This window comes from Adhaeribacter sp. (assembly GCF_057359045.1).
The window spans coordinates 14,187-30,910 of record NZ_JBMQUD010000022.1 but is presented as its reverse complement, the minus strand read 5'-3'; the positions used below and the strand labels follow the sequence as shown (position 1 = coordinate 30,910).

The window sequence follows — 16,724 nt, the reverse complement described above, 5'->3', positions numbered from 1 at the left end:
ACCCGTTCAATCGTTAGCAATAGTAAAATTACTTTCATTTATTTTTAATTTTAATGAAAAGTTATCTACATCTTAAAATCTTGGGTTTAGTTGGTTTGCTGGCCTTATTTTATAGCTGCCAGAAACCGCCTAAATACGACAATACACCGCATATTGATTTCCAGAATGTGGAGGTTTATTCTAGCCTGGAAAATGGCGTTAAAAAAGATTCGCTTATACTGGTTACCCGCTTCGAAGATGGCGATGGCGATTTGGGGCTGAGCGATGCCGATGTAAAATCGCCGCCTTACAACGACGCCAAAACCGATAACGGTCTGAATTATTTCGTAGAGTTTCTGATTAAGAAGAACGGGGTATTCCAGACGTTAACTTTTCCGGTGGGTTTTACTTTTAACGGCCGGTTTTTTAGGTTAGCGCCCGATGGCCGGATAGGCCCTATTGAAGGTGATTTGCGCTACAGCATTGTAATCCGGAACAATAACCCGTTGGTAAAACAAGGTGATATTCTTAAATTTAGGGTTTGGATACGGGACCGGGCTTTTAACCGAAGCAATACAGTAGAATCGGAAGAAGTTACTTTGTTTAAATAATTTATTTACAACGCACTATAAACAAGAGCGGGCCGGTAAATTTTACCAGCCCGCTCTTGTTTGGTAGTATTAAGATTTTAATAAATGGCCGGATATTTAGCCGGATCGGCTTCGTGCATTATTTCGTAAACGGCATCAAAAATATCTTCAGTGTTGGGTTTAGAAAAATAATCTCCATCCGAGGAATAAGAAGGCCGGTGTTCGTGCGCCGATACGGTACGGGGCTGCGAATCGAGCCACCGGTAAGCTTCCTGCTCTTCCAGCACTTTTTGCATCATAAAGGCAGTACCTCCACCCGGTACATCTTCGTCGGTAAATATTACCCGGTGCGTTTTCCGGATAGAATCTACAATCATCTGGTTAATATCAAATGGCAAAAGCGACTGTACGTCAATCACTTCGCAGTGAATATCAAACTCTTCTAACTGGCGGGCAGCTTCCATTACCACCCGACACATAGACCCGTAGGTTACCAAAGTAATATCGCTGCCGGTTTTTAATATTTCGGGTACGCCTAATGGCACGGTAAACTCCCCAATATTAGTCGGGATTTTTTCTTTTAAGCGATAACCATTCAGACTCTCGATAACCAAGGCCGGGTCATCGCCTTTAAACAAAGCATTGTAAAAACCGGCCGCCTGGGTCATGTCGCGGGGAACCAAAATATGCATGCCCCGCAGGCTGCTCAGGCAAAGCGCAATCGGCGAACCTGAGTGCCAGACTCCTTCCAGCCGATGCCCCCGGGTCCGGATAATTACCGGTGCTTTCTGTCCGCCTTTGGTCCGGTACTGCAAACAAGCTAAATCATCGGATAATATCTGAATGGCATACAGCAAATAATCGAGGTACTGAATTTCGGCGATTGGCCGCAGCCCCCGCAACGCAGCACCTATGCCCTGCCCTACAATTGTACATTCACGAATGCCGGTATCCGTTACCCGCATTTCGCCGTATTTATCTTGTAATCCGGCAAAAGCCTGGTTTACATCGCCAATTTTTCCAACATCTTCCCCAATGGCAAAGATACGCACATCACGGGCCAGCGCCGCATCAAAACAAGCCTGCAGTACTTCCCGACCATCAACCAAAGGCGTTTCCGGCGAAAATATTGGTTTTACTTCCGGTACCAGCAACGGCGATTCATCGGATTGGCTGATGATGTACGAATTGTAACGCTCGGCATTTTCGCCGGTTACTTTCTCTAACCATCCAATTAATTCTTTTTTGGCAGGATTTCTTTCTTTCCGGATGAAACGCAAAGTTTTTTTAACTGCTTTGATGGCATCGTAGCGGTTAGGGGTAACCGTTTTTTGCAATTCCTGCACTATTTCGGTCAACCGACTGGTAAATTCGCCGGTACTTTGCGCAATAACCTGGTTTAATATAACCAGAGCTTCATCCTGATCGGCTTTAATTTCGTTTATGTACGCCGCCCAAGCTTCGTTACGGGCTAAGCGTACTGTTTCTTTGGCTTCGGCTTCTAAAGCATTTAAAGCATCGGAGGTAGCATATTCGTTGGCCAGAATCCACTCGCGCATTTTCCGGATACAATCGTATTCATCTTCCCAGGCCAGTCGTTCTTTAGATTTATACCGCTCGTGCGAACCCGAAGTGGAGTGGCCTTGTGGCTGGGTCATTTCCTCTACGTGAATTAAAACCGGCACATGTTCTTCGCGGCAAATGGGCACCGCTTTGGCATAAACATCGAGCAATCCTTCGTAGTCCCAGCCTTTTACTTTAAATATTTCGTAGCCCGGTTCGCCGGGGCTATTCCGCTGAAAACCCGATAAAACTTCCGAAATACTGCCTTTGGTAGTCTGATATTCAGAAGGCACCGAAATACCATAACCATCGTCCCAGATAGATACCAGCATAGGTATTTGCAGTACACCGGCCGCATTTATGGCTTCAAAAAAAGGCCCTTCGGAGGTAGAGGCATTCCCAATGGTACCAAAAGCCACTTCGTTGCCGTTCACCGAAAAATCGGTCATGCTTTTTAAATCCGGATTATGGCGGTACAGTTTAGAGGCATAGGCCAAACCCACCAAACGGGGCATTTGGGCGGCAGTTGGCGAAATATCAGCACTTGAGTTTTTACTTTGGGCTAAATTATTCCATTTACCATCTTCGTCGAGTAAACGGGTTCCAAAATGACCAGTCATGCAACGACCGGCAGTAGCTGGCTCGGCTTTCTCATCGGCGTGAGCGTAAAGTTGGGCAAAAAATTGGTGGAGCGTTAGTTCTCCAATGGCCAACATAAACGTTTGATCGCGATAGTAACCAGAACGAAAATCGCCGGGCAGAAAATATTTGGCCATAGCCAACTGAGCTACCTCTTTGCCGTCACCAAATATGCCAAATTTAGCTTTCCCCATGAAAACTTCTTTGCGGCCCACCAGGCTGGCTTGCCGGCTTTCGCAGGCAATGCGGTAATCTCTTAATATTTCTTCTCTGCTAAGCTTTTGTGTTCTTACCAGTTGTGTTATATGCATGTTTTAATCTATAAGTATTTTGGATAAATTCTATACAATATTAAGCAAAACCCTTCTTTTATCAAACTTCTGGCCTTTAGCATCCGTTCTGCTTAAAATAAGGCAATAATTGAACTTGTTTTTTAGAGAATTTATTTATATTTGTGTGTACACATATTTCTTAAGAAAATTATTCTTTACCAATAATGAAAAAATCACTGCTATTTATCCTTTGTTTGAGTTTTGTAATGCTGGCTAACCAGCTTTATGCTCAAGGCACGCTTACGTTCCAAAAAGAAACGCACGATTTTGGTAAAATTGCCCAGGGAACTCCGGCCGCTCACGAATTTACTTTTAAAAATACCGGTAACCAACCGGTAGTTATTTCTAATGTTCAGGCCTCTTGTGGCTGTACTACGCCAGAATGGACAAAAACCCCGGTTTTACCCGGCAAAACTGGTTTTATTAAAGCCTCTTACAACGCGGCAACTATGGGTGTTTTTAACAAAAGCATTACTATTACATCAAACGCAACTAACGCAACTCAGGTTTTATACATAAAAGGTACAGTGGTAGATAAAGCTGAAATTAAAGCTTCTTACACGCCCGAGCAAAAAGCGCAATCGCCGCGTGTAACTTTAACCAAGTCGGCTTATGAGTTGGGTAAGCTGGAAAGCGGTCAAAAAGGACTGGCCAAAGTAACTGTTAAAAACACCGGAAAACAGGATTTAACCATTACGGGTATTCAGTCGGCCTGCAACTGTGTAACCTATAAAAACACGGCTCAAAAAATTAAGCCCGGAAGTGAATCAATTGTGGAACTAACTTATATGCCCCGGGTGTTAGGAGAACAAATAGAAGAAGTTAAAATAGCTTCTAACGATATTATAACGCCGGAAGTAAAGGTAAACTTAAAGGCGAAGGTAGTGCAGAGTTTATCTGCTCAAAGTGTCTTAAAAGAGAACAGTACAGCTGTTCCATTTAAATAGATTTTTTCATAGTTTTATTTTGACTAATGGCAGTGATATTATCGCTGCCTTTTTTTATTTATACCCTAATCTGTAAATACATTTTTTAGTACTTGTTTGAATATTCGCATCACACGAACGCCGCTCAAAAAATAATGCCTCTTTTCAGAACGCATCTATCCCCTGCGCCATCGTTATTTTCTTAAAATAAACTGTTTAATAGTTAAGAAGCAGGCAAATTCCTTATCAACCATTTTGTTCCTCGGGTTAATATCTCATAATGCTGTAAAAACTCGTAAGGTGTTGTATATTTGCCGTCGAAATAGCAATCAAATCAGAATTTAAATGGTTATAGGTGTTCCTAAAGAAATAAAAAATAATGAAAACCGGGTTGCCTTAACTCCGGGCGGTGTAGCCGAATTGGTACAACAAGGACATACTGTTTATGTGCAAGCCAGTGCCGGCTTGGGAAGTGGCTTTAAAGATAGCGAATATACCACTGCCGGTGCCACCATACTGGCCACAATTGAAGAGGTATACGGCATTGCCGAAATGATTGTAAAGGTAAAAGAACCAATTGCGCAGGAGTACCCGCTCATTAAGGAAGATCAGTTACTGTTTACGTATTTTCATTTTGCTTCGTCGGAAGAACTTACCCGTGCCATGATTGCGCGCCAAGCAATTTGTTTGGCCTACGAAACCGTAGAACGCCCCGATAGATCTTTGCCTTTATTAATCCCGATGTCGGAAGTAGCCGGTCGGATGGCGCCGCAGGAAGGCGCTAAATACCTGGAGAAACCTTTACAGGGCCGCGGTATTTTATTGGGCGGCGTACCCGGTGTAAAACCCGCGAGTGTATTGATACTGGGCGGTGGTGTGGTAGGTACCCAGGCGGCTAAAATTGCGGCTGGCTTAGGAGCCCACGTAACTATTATGGATATTAACCTGACCCGTTTGCGCGAGCTCGACGATATTATGCCAGCTAACGTAGATACCCAAATGTCGAGCGCTTATAATATTCGGGAAGCAATTAAATCGGCCGACTTAATTATTGGCGCAGTTTTAATTCCGGGTGCCAAAGCGCCGCACCTTATTACCCGCGACATGCTGAAAGACATGAAACCCGGTACAGTGCTGGTAGACGTGGCCGTAGACCAAGGCGGTTGTATTGAAACCTGTAAGCCTACAACACACGAAAATCCAACTTTTGTAATTGATGAGGTGGTGCATTACTGCGTGGCCAATATGCCCGGTGCGGTACCTTATACCTCTACCCTGGCGTTAACCAATGCTACTTTGCCCTACGTGATCCAGTTAGCGAATAAAGGCTGGAAAGGGGCTTGCTTAATTAACGAAGACTTGAAAAAAGGCTTAAATGTAGTTAAAGGGCAAGTGGTTTACAAAGGTGTTGCCGATGCCTGGGATTTAACTTTAACAGATGTTAACGAAGTCTTAGCGGCTGCATTATAAAATTCTATCTGGTAAATTTGCGGAAGCCTTTTGTTTTAAAACTTGGGGTCTCCGCAAACTTATTTTTACCATTACGATATTTAGTTTTACTTTATTTTTGCAGGCAAAAGCAGTTAGCAAAAATATGCTGGTTTAGCTTAAATCTTAACCGTATAATTATACCCAAGCCTTCGCTCCTATTCATTATTTCCGCCGACCTGTTGCATGTTTCATTATTCAGTTAAAATTACCGCCCGGCGAATAAGTGTTTTATTTTTATTTTACCTGGGGCTACGGCTGGCTTTCTACATTTTTAACCAGGATGCATTTGAAGCAGCCACACCCGGAAAAATATTCTTTTCCTTTTTGCACGGTCTCCGGTTCGATGCGGCTGCTTTACTTACGATAAACCTCCCGTTTATTGCCCTTTCCATTTTGCCCGGGCATTCTGTTTTATCAAATCAAAATTTCCAAAGGTTTGTAAAATATCTTTTTACGGCTGTAAATACCGCCTTCTTTTTTATCAACCTCCTGGATATTGAATATTTTAAATTTATCGGCCGCCGCACCAGCAACGAAATATTTACCATCACCCAGGATATAACCGACCAGGCCGGGCACCTGGCGGTTGATTATTGGTATATTATCTTCACTACCTTGTTGTTGGGCTTTTTGCTGTTTAAAGCCTTTCCACGGTACCAGCCCAAGCGCTCCGACGATATTGGGAACTGGGATATTTTACGGGTACTGGGTTTAATATTTACGGTGCTGGTTATGGTTATTGGCATACGAGGTGGCACACAATATAAACCCATAAAAGTATCGCATGCTTTTATACAGGAGCCGGCGGTTTTAGGTAATCTGGCACTCAACAGCACTTTTACCTTTATCCGGAGCTTAAACGGCCACAAATTGGCAAAAGCCAATTACTACCCCAGCCAGGAAGCAGCAGCTCAAAAATTAAATTTTAATCCCAACCAATATACAGCTGTGCCCGTCCCTGCCCGGTATGAGAATGTGGTAATAATTATTCTGGAAAGTTTTGCTTCTGAATATATTGGGTACGAAAATAAAGGCCAGGGTTATACCCCGTTCTTTGATTCACTGGCCCAGCAAGGCACTTATTTCCGGCACAATTACGCCAATGGCAAACGCTCGATTTTGGCCTTGCCTTCTATTCTGGCTGGGTTACCGGCGCTCATGGATGCGCCCATTATTTCGTCGGTTTACGAATCGAACCAAATATTTGGCTTAGGTTCTATTTTAGGACAAGCAGGTTACACCTCCTCTTTTTTTCATGGCGCCGCCAACGGCACCATGGGTTTTAATGCCTTTACCAAAAGTATTGACATTGACCGCTACTATGGGCTTGATGAGTACCCGGCTGCCTTAAAAGAACGCGATTACGATGGTTTATGGGGCATTATGGATGAACCTTACTTGCAATATGTAGCCGGAGAATTAAACCGGCAAGAACAACCTTTTGCCTCAACCATTTTTACCATTAGTTCGCACGACCCTTATTATATTCCGCCCCAGTACAAAGGTAAATTCCCGCAGGGGAATTTGCCCATACATGAAACCATTGGCTACACCGATTATGCTTTAAGCAAATTCTTTCGCACCATTGCCAAAGAACCTTGGTACCCCCATACTTTATTTGTGCTCACCGGCGACCATACGCATAAAACCAGTCGGGCGGATTACAAAAACCAGGTGGCCATGCACAAAGTACCGCTGCTGTTTTTTCATCCGCAGAAAAAATTTCCGGACTACAATGCAAACAAAATAAGTCAACACGCCGATATTTTACCTACTTTAATCGATTACTTAGCTATCCCTACAAATAAATTATTACCGTTTGGCCAATCTTTGCTGGACCGCAATGCTCCGGGCAAAGCCGTATACTTTCTGGAGGGAGTAGCTACCTTGCTGCACCAGGATTATATTACCCAACTCTATCCGGATAATCAGGTTAAATTTTACGGCTACCAGGCACACGGGCTTAAAAAAGTAAAATCGGTACCTAAAGGTTTGCAACAACAATACACCCAGGAATTAAAAGCGTATCTGCAATATTTTAACAACGGCCTGCTGGAAAATAATTTGTATTATTGGCTACCCAATACCGTTAAATCACAGGAGTTAAACGGGGCTAAAGTCCAGCCGACAAAGATAAATAGTCAGGTACCTGGGTAAGCGGCTGGTATTGCGATTTGGCAAAATCTACTTCCCAGCAATAATGCGCCAACCCGTTGGTTAAAACTACGTAACGTGCTTTTAATTTCTGGTTATAAACGCTGGCCTGCTTAACGGTATCGGCGGTAATGGGCACCTGCGCCGCTTTGCATTCTACTAACAACAATGGGTGCCCGGTGGGGGCATATACACATACATCGGTGCGTTTGGCAAGTTGGTTGTACCGGGTGCCGCGCTCTACCGACAGCAAACTTTTGGGGTAGTGCAGGTGTACAACTAAATAGTTAATAAAATGCTGCCTTACCCATTCTTCCGGGGTTAATATAATGTACTTCCGGCGGATTAAATCAAATATCAGTTGGTTATCGGCAGATTGTTTGAGTTTATAATCGTATGCGGGTAAATTAAGCTGCAGCATTTAGCAAAAGTAAAGAAAAACTACCGGCAAAAAATCTGTACGGTTTAAGAATAAATATTTAATATATCAACTTATGAAAACCAAAGATGAAATCGTAAAAAACTGGTTGCCCCGGTATACCGGCACGCCCTTAAACGAATTTGGGGAATATATTTTACTTACTAATTTTATTACCTACGTCATTTCTTTTTCGGAACGGTACAATGTAGAGATAAAAGGCATGGATAAACCCATGCAAACTGCCACCGCCGAAAATATTACCATTATTAATTTTGGAATGGGCAGCGCTGTAGCCGCTACCGTTATGGATTTATTATCGGCGCTAAAACCCAAAGCGGCTTTGTTTTTAGGCAAATGCGGTGGATTAAAAGATAAAGTAAAAGTGGGTGATATTATATTACCCATTGCAGCCATCCGGGGCGAAGGCACTTCTGATGATTACCTGCCCCCCGAAATACCCGCTTTGCCTTCTTTCCGGTTACAACGGGCGGTATCCTCTATAATTAAAAAATACGAACTCGATTACTGGACCGGTACGGTGTATACTACCAACCGCCGCGTTTGGGAACACGATGAAGAATTTAAAGAATATTTACGTAAAGTGCGGGTGTTGGGCATAGATATGGAAACAGCCACTATCTTTGTAGTAGGCTTTATTAATAATATTCCGCACGGGGCTTTATTACTGGTATCGGATAGTCCCATGACTCCTGAAGGCGTTAAAACGGCCGAAAGCGACTCGAAGGTAACTACCAGTTTTGTAGAAAAGCACCTGAATATTGGCATCGATGCCATGATAGAATTGCGCGACTCCGGCGAATCGGTTAAGCACTTACGCTATGAATAAAACGCAGGGCTTTAGTTGGCTGTTTTTTTGTTTTCTGATAATAAGTTGCCGCAACCAGGCGCCCGTAGATTTAATCATTTACAATGCCCAAGTATATACCGCCGACCCAGACTCTACGATAGCCGAAGCATTTGCGGTAAGTAAAGGTAAATTTATAGAAGTTGGCGGTTCGCGGTTTATCCGGAATAAATACAAAGGCAACCAGGAACTGGATTTAAACGGCAAAGCGGTTTACCCGGGCTTTATCGATGCCCACGCCCACTTTGTGGGTTACGCGCAAAATTTAATACAAGCCGATTTGGTAGGCACCAAATCTTTTGCCGAAGTAGTGCAGCGCCTGGTTGCCCACCGGCAAAAATACCCGGCAGCGCCTTGGTTATTGGGCCGGGGTTGGGACCAGAACGATTGGCCACTTCGCGAATTTCCGACCAATGACACCCTAAACCGCCTCTTTCCGGATGTACCGGTTTATATTACCCGTATAGACGGGCACGCGGCCCTAGCCAACCAAAAAGCCCTGTCTTTGGCGGGCGTAACGGTTCATTCTAAAGTTTCGGGCGGAATAGTTCAGCAGGAAAACGGCCAATTAACGGGTATTCTGGTTGATAATGCCGAAGAACTGGTGGCACGTAAAATTCCCCAATTAGCCCATAACCAAATGGTAGATTTATTGCTGGCGGCGCAGGAAAACCTGTTCCGGGTAGGCATTACCAGCCTGGCTGATGCCGGCCTGGAAAAACCATCCATAGATTTACTAGATTCTTTGCAAAAGGCAAAAGCCCTTAAACTTCGGGTGTATGCCATGCTTAGCCCGTCGGAGGTAAATAAAAATTATTATTATAAAAACGGCCCTTACCAAACGCCTTACCTGCACGTACGCTCTTTTAAAGTATACGCCGATGGGGCTTTGGGCTCGCGCGGTGCCTGTTTGCTGCACCCTTACCACGATAAACCCGACCAAACCGGATTTTTGCTGCAAAACCAAACTTATTACCGCCAACTGGCAGAACAGCTAAATCAGTTAGGCTTCCAGATGAATACCCACGCCATCGGCGACTCAGCGAACCGCTTAATTTTAAATATTTATGGCGATGTGTTAAAAGGACCTAATGATAAGCGTTGGCGGATAGAACACGCACAGGTCGTAAATCCGGATGATGTACCTAAGTTTGGTAAGTTTAACGTCCTGCCGTCGGTGCAGCCTACCCACGCCACTTCAGATATGTACTGGGCCGGCGAGCGTTTAGGTTCTGAGCGCCTCTCCCACGCGTATGCCTATAAGGCTTTATTTAATCAAAATAATTTAATCCCGTTGGGCAGCGACTTTCCGGTAGAAGACATAAACCCTTTATATGGTTTTCATGCGGCAGTAGCCCGGCAAGATGCCCAGAACTACCCGCCCCAAGGATTTAATAAAAATAATGCCCTTACCCGTATCCAGACTTTAATGGGCATAACACAATGGGCAGCTTACGCCAACTTCGAAGAAAAAGTAAAGGGCAGCATCCAAAAAGATAAATACGCCGATTTTGTGGTTTTAGCAGAAGATATCATGACGGCTCCTTTGCCCCAAATAAGAAACGTAAAAGTACTACGCACCTACTCCAACGGGCAATTAGTTTACCAGCAGAAACAGCCTAATGAGAAATAAATTTTAAAACCGGAATTAGCCCAATAAATAATAGAATAAAAATTATACCCAAATTGTTTGGGTCCCGGAAAAACAGAATACCTACCAGAACGTTACCAACTGCGCAAATGCCCGCCTAGCCAGCGTAACCCATACCCTGCATTACGGATAATTACTGCGCTTCAGGAACAAGAATTTTATTGGGGTCTGATTTTCTTTCTTTAATGGTAAGCAGGCAAATAAAACCCAGAATAAAAAAAGTAATCAGGGCTAAAACACTATTGCGCATTGAACCCGTAACCTGGGCAATAACTCCGTAAGCAAAGGTGCCCAGAATAATGGCCATCTTTTCGGTAATGTCATAAAAACTAAAGAAAGAGGCGGTGTCTTTAGTGTCGGGCGGAATAAGCTTGCTATACGTTGACCGCGACATAGACTGAATACCGCCCATTACCAACCCCACTACCGCCGCCAGAATATAGAAGGGCACTTCTGAATATATAAAATAGGCCCCAATACAAATGCCAATCCAAATAAGAACAGCCACCGCCAGGGTTTTGATGTTACCAATACTTTCGGATAAACGCGCAAAACCAAACGCCCCCGCAATAGCTACTAATTGCAGAATCAGAATAGTCATGATTAATTTACTAGCCTCCAGGTGTAATTCCTGGTCGCCGAAAATAGTGGCCACGTACATGACGGTCTGTACGCCCATGCTGTAAAAGAAAAAAGACAATAAGAACCGCTTGAGCAAAGCCATTTGCTGCACCTGGTTAAATACCTTTTGTAATTCTTTAAAGCCATTTAATAGCCAGCTGCCTTCGCGGGGTTTGCGGTGGGTGTAAGTAGGCAAATAATAAAAAGTATAATGGGCAAAGCCCAGCCACCAAATACCCGTGGTTAAAAACGATATCCGGGCGGGCAAACTGCTGTTGGCCGGATCTATACCAAACACAGCGGGTTTAAGCACCAGCGCCAGGTTAAAAACCAGTAACAACACACTTCCTATATAGCCCAAAGCAAAGCCTCGGGCACTAAGCCGGTCAAATTGATCTTCGGTAGCAATATCGGGTAAGTAAGAATTATAGAAAACTATACTGCCGGTCCAGCCCATAGCGGCCAGCATAAACAAAACCATTGAAACGGTAAAAGTATCTTTGGTAAAAAAATACAAGCCCGCGCAGGCAATGGCCCCGATGTAGCAGAATAGCTGCAAAAAAAGCTTTTTCCGGCCACTGTAATCGGAAATGGCCGTTAACAAGGGGTTTAATAAGGCAATTACCAGGTAAGAAAAAGAAATGCTGTAAGAAAATAAAACCGAAGAATCCAGCGACCAACCCAGGAAATTAACGACGTTACTCCCGTCGGGCTGTTTGGTAATAGACCCGAAATAAATCGGGAAAATAGTGGAGATAATAACCAAAGAATACACCGAGTTGGCCCAATCGTAAAAACACCAGGCCTTGGTTACTTTGGGATCATTTTTTTCCATATCAGCTAATAAATTATAGCTTTAAAGGTATAAATATTAATATATTCCTGCTTCAATTTCCAGAAAATATATTACTGCCGGATTCGCTAAATATTTAATAATTTCTCCTGAGAGACACTGAAAAGCCATTTACCAGCCGCAATCAGGCATTGGTTTAAAGTTAATTTATTACCTAAATTAACTTTTAATCAGTTAAAAAATATTTAAAGGGAGATAAGAAAAAAGAAGCCAGTAAAATAATTACTGGCTTCTTTTTATTATCTCCCCAACAGAGTTTATTTTTCCGGTGCTTCCGCTTTTTCTTCTACTAATTCCAGCCCGTATTCTTTGCCTTTGTAAATAGAAGGCACGCCTTGTTTCATCCAGGCCGGCATGGGCGCTCCTTTCAGATAATAATCAAAATATTGCATCATACGCACCGATAAATCTTTCCGGTTTTTGCGCTGCACCAAGTTGTGGGCTTCGCCGTTGTACACGAGCATCCAAACGGGCTTTTGCAACCGGCGTAAAGCCATAAAAAATTCAATACCCTGGTACCACGGCACGGCTCCGTCGTTATCGTTGGCCATTATTAACAAAGGCGTATTTACTTTATCGGCAAAAAACAATGGTGAGTTTTCGATAAACTGTAAAGGTTTTTCCCACAAAGTTCCGCCAATCCGGCTTTGGGTGCGCTCGTACTGGAACTGCCGGCTTATGCCGGTTTCCCATCGAATGCCGCCGTACGCACTGGTCATGTTAGACACCGGCGCACCCGCCATGGCTGTTTTAAATAAATTGGTGCGCGTAATAAGGTAAGCAATCTGGTAACCACCCCAACTCTGTCCTTGCAAGGCCATATTCTTTTCATCCACAAACCCCTTCTGCATTAAACTTAGCACCCCCGGCAGAATTGAATTTAAAGCACTTTCGCCGGGATAACCGGTTTTATACACAATATCCGGTACAAATATTAAATAATTGTTGCTAACGGCCAGAGTGCGGTTAATGGTAGAGGCACTGGGCGCGGGCGGATAATACCGGTGTAACTGTTCGGAAGAGCGTTCATAAAAGTACACCACCATGGGGTATTTTTTTTGCGGATCAAAATTTTCGGGTTTGTACAGCAAGCCTTCCAGCGGAATATTATCAGCAGATTGCCAATGCACCAACTCTACTGTACCCCAGGCAAAATTTGGTTGCTGCGGATTGGCGGTAGTAAGTTTAGCTGGTTTCGCAAAGTTCAGGTTGGCCGTCCAAACATCGCCGTATTCCTGAAACGTAGACCGACGAAATATTACCTGTTCTCTGTTTTTGGCTTTCTGCAAACCGTAGTAATAATAATCGCCGAAAATTAATTTTTCCGGGGCCGCTGTTTTGTTTAAATAATCGCGATAAAAACCACTGGCCTTGTCAGAAAAACGGGCAGCGCTCAGCATAAATGCTTCCTGCGGGTTAATGGCTTTTCCTTGGCGTTCCGGATTAGTATTTACGTACCGTAGCTGTAAATCATTTTTCCGGCCAAAGCCGTCAGTCAGGTTTTCGGGCTTTGCTTTGCCGCTGGGGTCAAATTTCCAGATATCGTAACGATCATAAATTAAGATAGCTGCATCCTGCGGCGTCCAGCCGGCTAAACCATAATCGTCGGGGAAGCTGGGCACATCGTTTAACTCGTCGTAAAACCGAACCGGCAACCGGCCTGTTAGGTTTGTTTTGTTACCATTGGTAAACTGGTAAGTATACCAGGCGCTATCGGCGGGTTCGTACCAATACGCGAATTTACCAGCCGGCGAAACCCGCGGATTGCCCCGAATGGCTTTATGCATTAACTGCCGGTTACCATTTTTAAGGTTTATCAGCCACACATCTTTTTTAGAAGGTGTTTCGTACCCCACGCTGAGTAAATAATTAACATCGCTGGTCCCAACAGCAATATCGGCATTGCGTTCGGGATCAAAATATACTTCGGGAATTTCTAAGGTAGCCAGTTGGCGCAGTTTACGCGATTTAAAATCGTACATGGCCACGTAAGAGCGTTTCTGCTCCCGTTCTAAATTTTTAAGTTGCATGGGTTGGATAAGTGGATCTTTCCAGGTCCAGATATCTACGTTTACCTTTTCCTCATCGAGCTTAGTGGTATCTTTGGCAAAAGTGCGCGGCTTGGGAAAGGTGCCAAAAAATAAGCGATTACCGTCTTGCGAAAATTGCATCCGGCCAAATTCACTTACCATCCATTTGGCCGGCATACCCGCCAAACTGGTATCAGCTAAAGTTTTAAGTTCTTTGTTTTTGGCGTGCCAGTAATGGAGCACATAATTGGGTACTTCTTTCTGGGTGCTGTCTTGGGTAGCTAAAAAGGCCAGTTGTTCGCCGGCCTGATCGGCGGCTAAACTCTTATAGGCAAATTTTCCGTGGCTAATCCGGTAAGATTTTTGGGTTTGGGTATTAAAGCCATAAACAGCCGTTTGCCGCGCCGAATCTGGATGTTGCTGAATAAAATAGAGCTGATTGCCTTTGTCGGTGAAAAGGTAATTGGTAATATTTTTAAAGGTAATTAACTGCCGTGAGGCTAAATTTAAAATTACCAGTTCGTAAGGTTCTACTTTTTTAGCCGTAGCCGGTTTAGCCGGAGCTTTTTTGGTTTCCTCGGGTTTAGCTGCGCTAGCTGGTTTGGCCGGTAACGTATTTTCTCGCTGAAAAGCTAACCAACCGCTCCCGTTTTTAGGCACCTGAAAAGATTTTACTTTGGGATAAAACGCCGTTTTGCCGGAAGCTAAATCCAGTATAAAAAGCGAATCTTTCGGCATATTTTCCGGCTTTTGCTTTTTCAGTTTAGCTATCCGAACTTTAGCCGCCTCGGGTTTAACCATAAAAATCAAGTATCGGCTATCGGCGGTAAAAGAAGCTTTGTTGCCCCGGGCAAAACGGCTGGTTTTATTTTGCGCCAAATTTACGACTTCCAACATGGCATCGCCTTCTTGGGGCGTAATGGTGTAAGCCGCAAAGGCACCATCGTTGGAGAGGGTATCGTTTACCACCGATTTCCAGTTATCATAATCGGCGTGAGACAAAGGCTTTTTAGGCGTTTTTTGCTGTGCTAAAGCAGAATAAACTAATAAAGTCGTCAGAAAAGAAAGAAGGCAAAACCGGAAGAAGTTCATGAATAAAATTGAGGTATTGAATTTAAGCTAAAGATAAAACCAGAAAAGTTTAGAAAGAACTTAAATTATGCAAACTATTTCCGGCAAGCTTATTTTTTAAATTTACCGTTCAATTTTAAAGGTGATAAAGCAATATTTATGAATATTATTCTAATTAGCGGAGTTAAATAATAGGAGTGCGTTTAATTATTAATAAAAGTTATTCTTAATTACATCTTCTTTAATAAGGCCAGAAGGAAAACACATTATAAATTTATTTTACTTTTATGATGCTTTTAAAATAGTAAAGCATTAAAGTAAGTCCACGCTTTAAGCTTTTTTGCTTTTAAATATTCATAAAAAAACCGGAATCGCTTCCGGCTCTTTTAAGGATTTTTTTTCTGTTTAAAATGTTAGGCTATTCACTATAAAACCAAATTTTTTATCTGCGTTCTAGAAATAACCACAACATTAATTTCCCCCTAACTCTAGAAATTACACGGGCTAAAATCAGGTAGTAATCATGCGCATAACGCCCTTCGTATATCCAACCGATTCGGCTGCGCCTGGTATTGGATCGTTGGCATCTTTTTCGTACTCCAAGGCTACAATGCCCTGGTATTTTATTTTAATTAAGGTGCGTAAAAAAGTTGGAATATCTATTACGCCTCTACCAATTTCCAGCGGTTTGTCGTTGCTAGTATTGCCGGTTACGTCTTTTAAATGCACATCGTACAAACGATCGGCGTATTTAAGGGCCAGTTTAGAGGGGTCCTGGCCAATGCGTTGCGTATGTCCAATATCAATGCATAAACCAATTCTTTTATCCAGGTTTTTAATTCTCTCAAAAACCGTGTCGGGGCTGGGGTAAACTTTGTCGCCGGGCCCGTGGTTGTGAATAGCCAGTTTAATGTTGTGCTCTTTAACCATCTTCTCGACCAAAGGCAGTAATTCGTGGTTCGGAACGCCAATAATGGTTTTCATACCGGCTACTTTGGCGTAGTTAAAAGCTCTTTTTACCTCTTCTTCGCTTTTCATGTACATTACGCCCCCGCCGTACAGATTTAAACCAGCCGCTTTTACTTTAGCCGCCGCTTCCTGAATTTGCTCCGGGCTACTTTGCATGGGCAAGTGCACATCTTTTAAAGCCAGATGGGTTAAACCTAAACGCTGGGTAATTTTAATGGCTTCGTCGAGCGGAAATTTGTGTAAGGTATAAGAAGCTAAACCCAGTTGCAACGGATAGGTTTTGGCGGGAGCCGTTTGGGCTAAAAGGTTTGAGGTGGAAGCAGGAAGCATGCCAGCTGCCAAACCCAAACCAGCTACTTTCATAAAATCTTTACGGGAAAGAGACATAAGTAATAGATTAAGTTTGATTTTAAACCGAGTTGGTGGTGATTACGGTTATAAACATAATCAAATTTTACAATATCTTTAAAAATTTTAGCCCGGAGTTTTAGGCTGAATTTAGATTTATATATAAAAAAATGAACCAGGTAAATAGTAGAATGGATAAGATACTTATTTCGCTTTTACCT

The 16,724-nt window shown here is 43.2% G+C and carries 11 protein-coding genes; 6 read left to right on the top strand and 5 right to left on the bottom strand.

Going from position 1 to position 16,724, the window contains the following annotated elements:
• The first annotated feature begins 53 nt into the window (after positions 1–53).
• The gene (locus tag ACO1R6_RS03925; protein ID WP_486262355.1) at positions 54–590 is read left to right on the top strand and encodes a hypothetical protein; all 537 of its coding nucleotides are present in this window, start codon (positions 54–56) and stop codon (positions 588–590) included.
• Positions 591–667: 77 nt separating this feature from the next.
• Here ACO1R6_RS03925 and ACO1R6_RS03920 read toward each other — a convergent pair whose 3' ends face one another.
• Positions 668–3,082, bottom strand: a complete 2,415-nt coding sequence (locus ACO1R6_RS03920; RefSeq protein ID WP_486262353.1) for an alpha-ketoacid dehydrogenase subunit alpha/beta — start codon at positions 3,080–3,082, stop codon at positions 668–670.
• Positions 3,083–3,267: 185 nt separating this feature from the next.
• On the opposite strand from ACO1R6_RS03920, the gene ACO1R6_RS03915 reads away from it, so the two are divergent.
• From ACO1R6_RS03915 to ACO1R6_RS03905, 3 genes are all read left to right on the top strand, one after another.
• Positions 3,268–4,050, top strand: a complete 783-nt coding sequence (locus tag ACO1R6_RS03915; RefSeq protein ID WP_486262352.1) for a DUF1573 domain-containing protein — start codon at positions 3,268–3,270, stop codon at positions 4,048–4,050.
• 324 nt (positions 4,051–4,374) lie between these two features.
• On the top strand, positions 4,375–5,499 hold the full coding sequence (gene ald, locus ACO1R6_RS03910; protein WP_486262350.1) for an alanine dehydrogenase: 1,125 nt from the start codon (positions 4,375–4,377) through the stop codon (positions 5,497–5,499).
• A 204-nt stretch (positions 5,500–5,703) separates the two neighbouring features.
• A complete protein-coding gene (locus ACO1R6_RS03905; RefSeq protein ID WP_486262348.1) occupies positions 5,704–7,677 on the top strand; it encodes an LTA synthase family protein in 1,974 nt (657 codons plus the stop codon).
• On the opposite strand, the gene ACO1R6_RS03900 is transcribed toward ACO1R6_RS03905, so the two are convergent.
• Positions 7,634–8,095 carry a type I restriction enzyme HsdR N-terminal domain-containing protein gene (locus ACO1R6_RS03900; protein ID WP_486262346.1) on the bottom strand — a complete coding sequence of 154 codons (462 nt, stop codon included), beginning with the start codon at positions 8,093–8,095 and terminating at the stop codon, positions 7,634–7,636. The genes ACO1R6_RS03905 and ACO1R6_RS03900 overlap by 44 nt on opposite strands.
• 73 nt (positions 8,096–8,168) lie before the next feature.
• On the opposite strand from ACO1R6_RS03900, the gene ACO1R6_RS03895 reads away from it, so the two are divergent.
• Together ACO1R6_RS03895 and ACO1R6_RS03890 are read left to right on the top strand one after the other, a co-directional pair.
• Positions 8,169–8,942 (top strand): AMP nucleosidase, encoded by a 774-nt coding sequence (locus tag ACO1R6_RS03895; RefSeq protein WP_486262345.1) that lies wholly within the window; start codon positions 8,169–8,171, stop codon positions 8,940–8,942.
• A complete protein-coding gene (locus tag ACO1R6_RS03890; RefSeq protein ID WP_486262343.1) occupies positions 8,935–10,593 on the top strand; it encodes an amidohydrolase in 1,659 nt (552 codons plus the stop codon). Before ACO1R6_RS03895 ends, ACO1R6_RS03890 begins: the two co-directional genes overlap by 8 nt.
• Positions 10,594–10,744: 151 nt before the next feature.
• On the opposite strand, the gene ACO1R6_RS03885 is transcribed toward ACO1R6_RS03890, so the two are convergent.
• The 3 genes from ACO1R6_RS03885 to ACO1R6_RS03875 form a co-directional block, all read right to left on the bottom strand.
• Positions 10,745–12,067: an MFS transporter gene (locus ACO1R6_RS03885; RefSeq protein ID WP_486262341.1), complete on the bottom strand. Its 1,323-nt coding sequence runs from the start codon at positions 12,065–12,067 to the stop codon at positions 10,745–10,747.
• Between the two features lie 275 nt (positions 12,068–12,342).
• On the bottom strand, positions 12,343–15,207 hold the full coding sequence (locus ACO1R6_RS03880; RefSeq protein ID WP_486262339.1) for an alpha/beta hydrolase family protein: 2,865 nt from the start codon (positions 15,205–15,207) through the stop codon (positions 12,343–12,345).
• A gap of 489 nt (positions 15,208–15,696) precedes the next feature.
• Positions 15,697–16,542, bottom strand: a complete 846-nt coding sequence (locus tag ACO1R6_RS03875; protein ID WP_486262338.1) for a sugar phosphate isomerase/epimerase family protein — start codon at positions 16,540–16,542, stop codon at positions 15,697–15,699.
• Between the last annotated feature and the right edge of the window lie 182 nt (positions 16,543–16,724).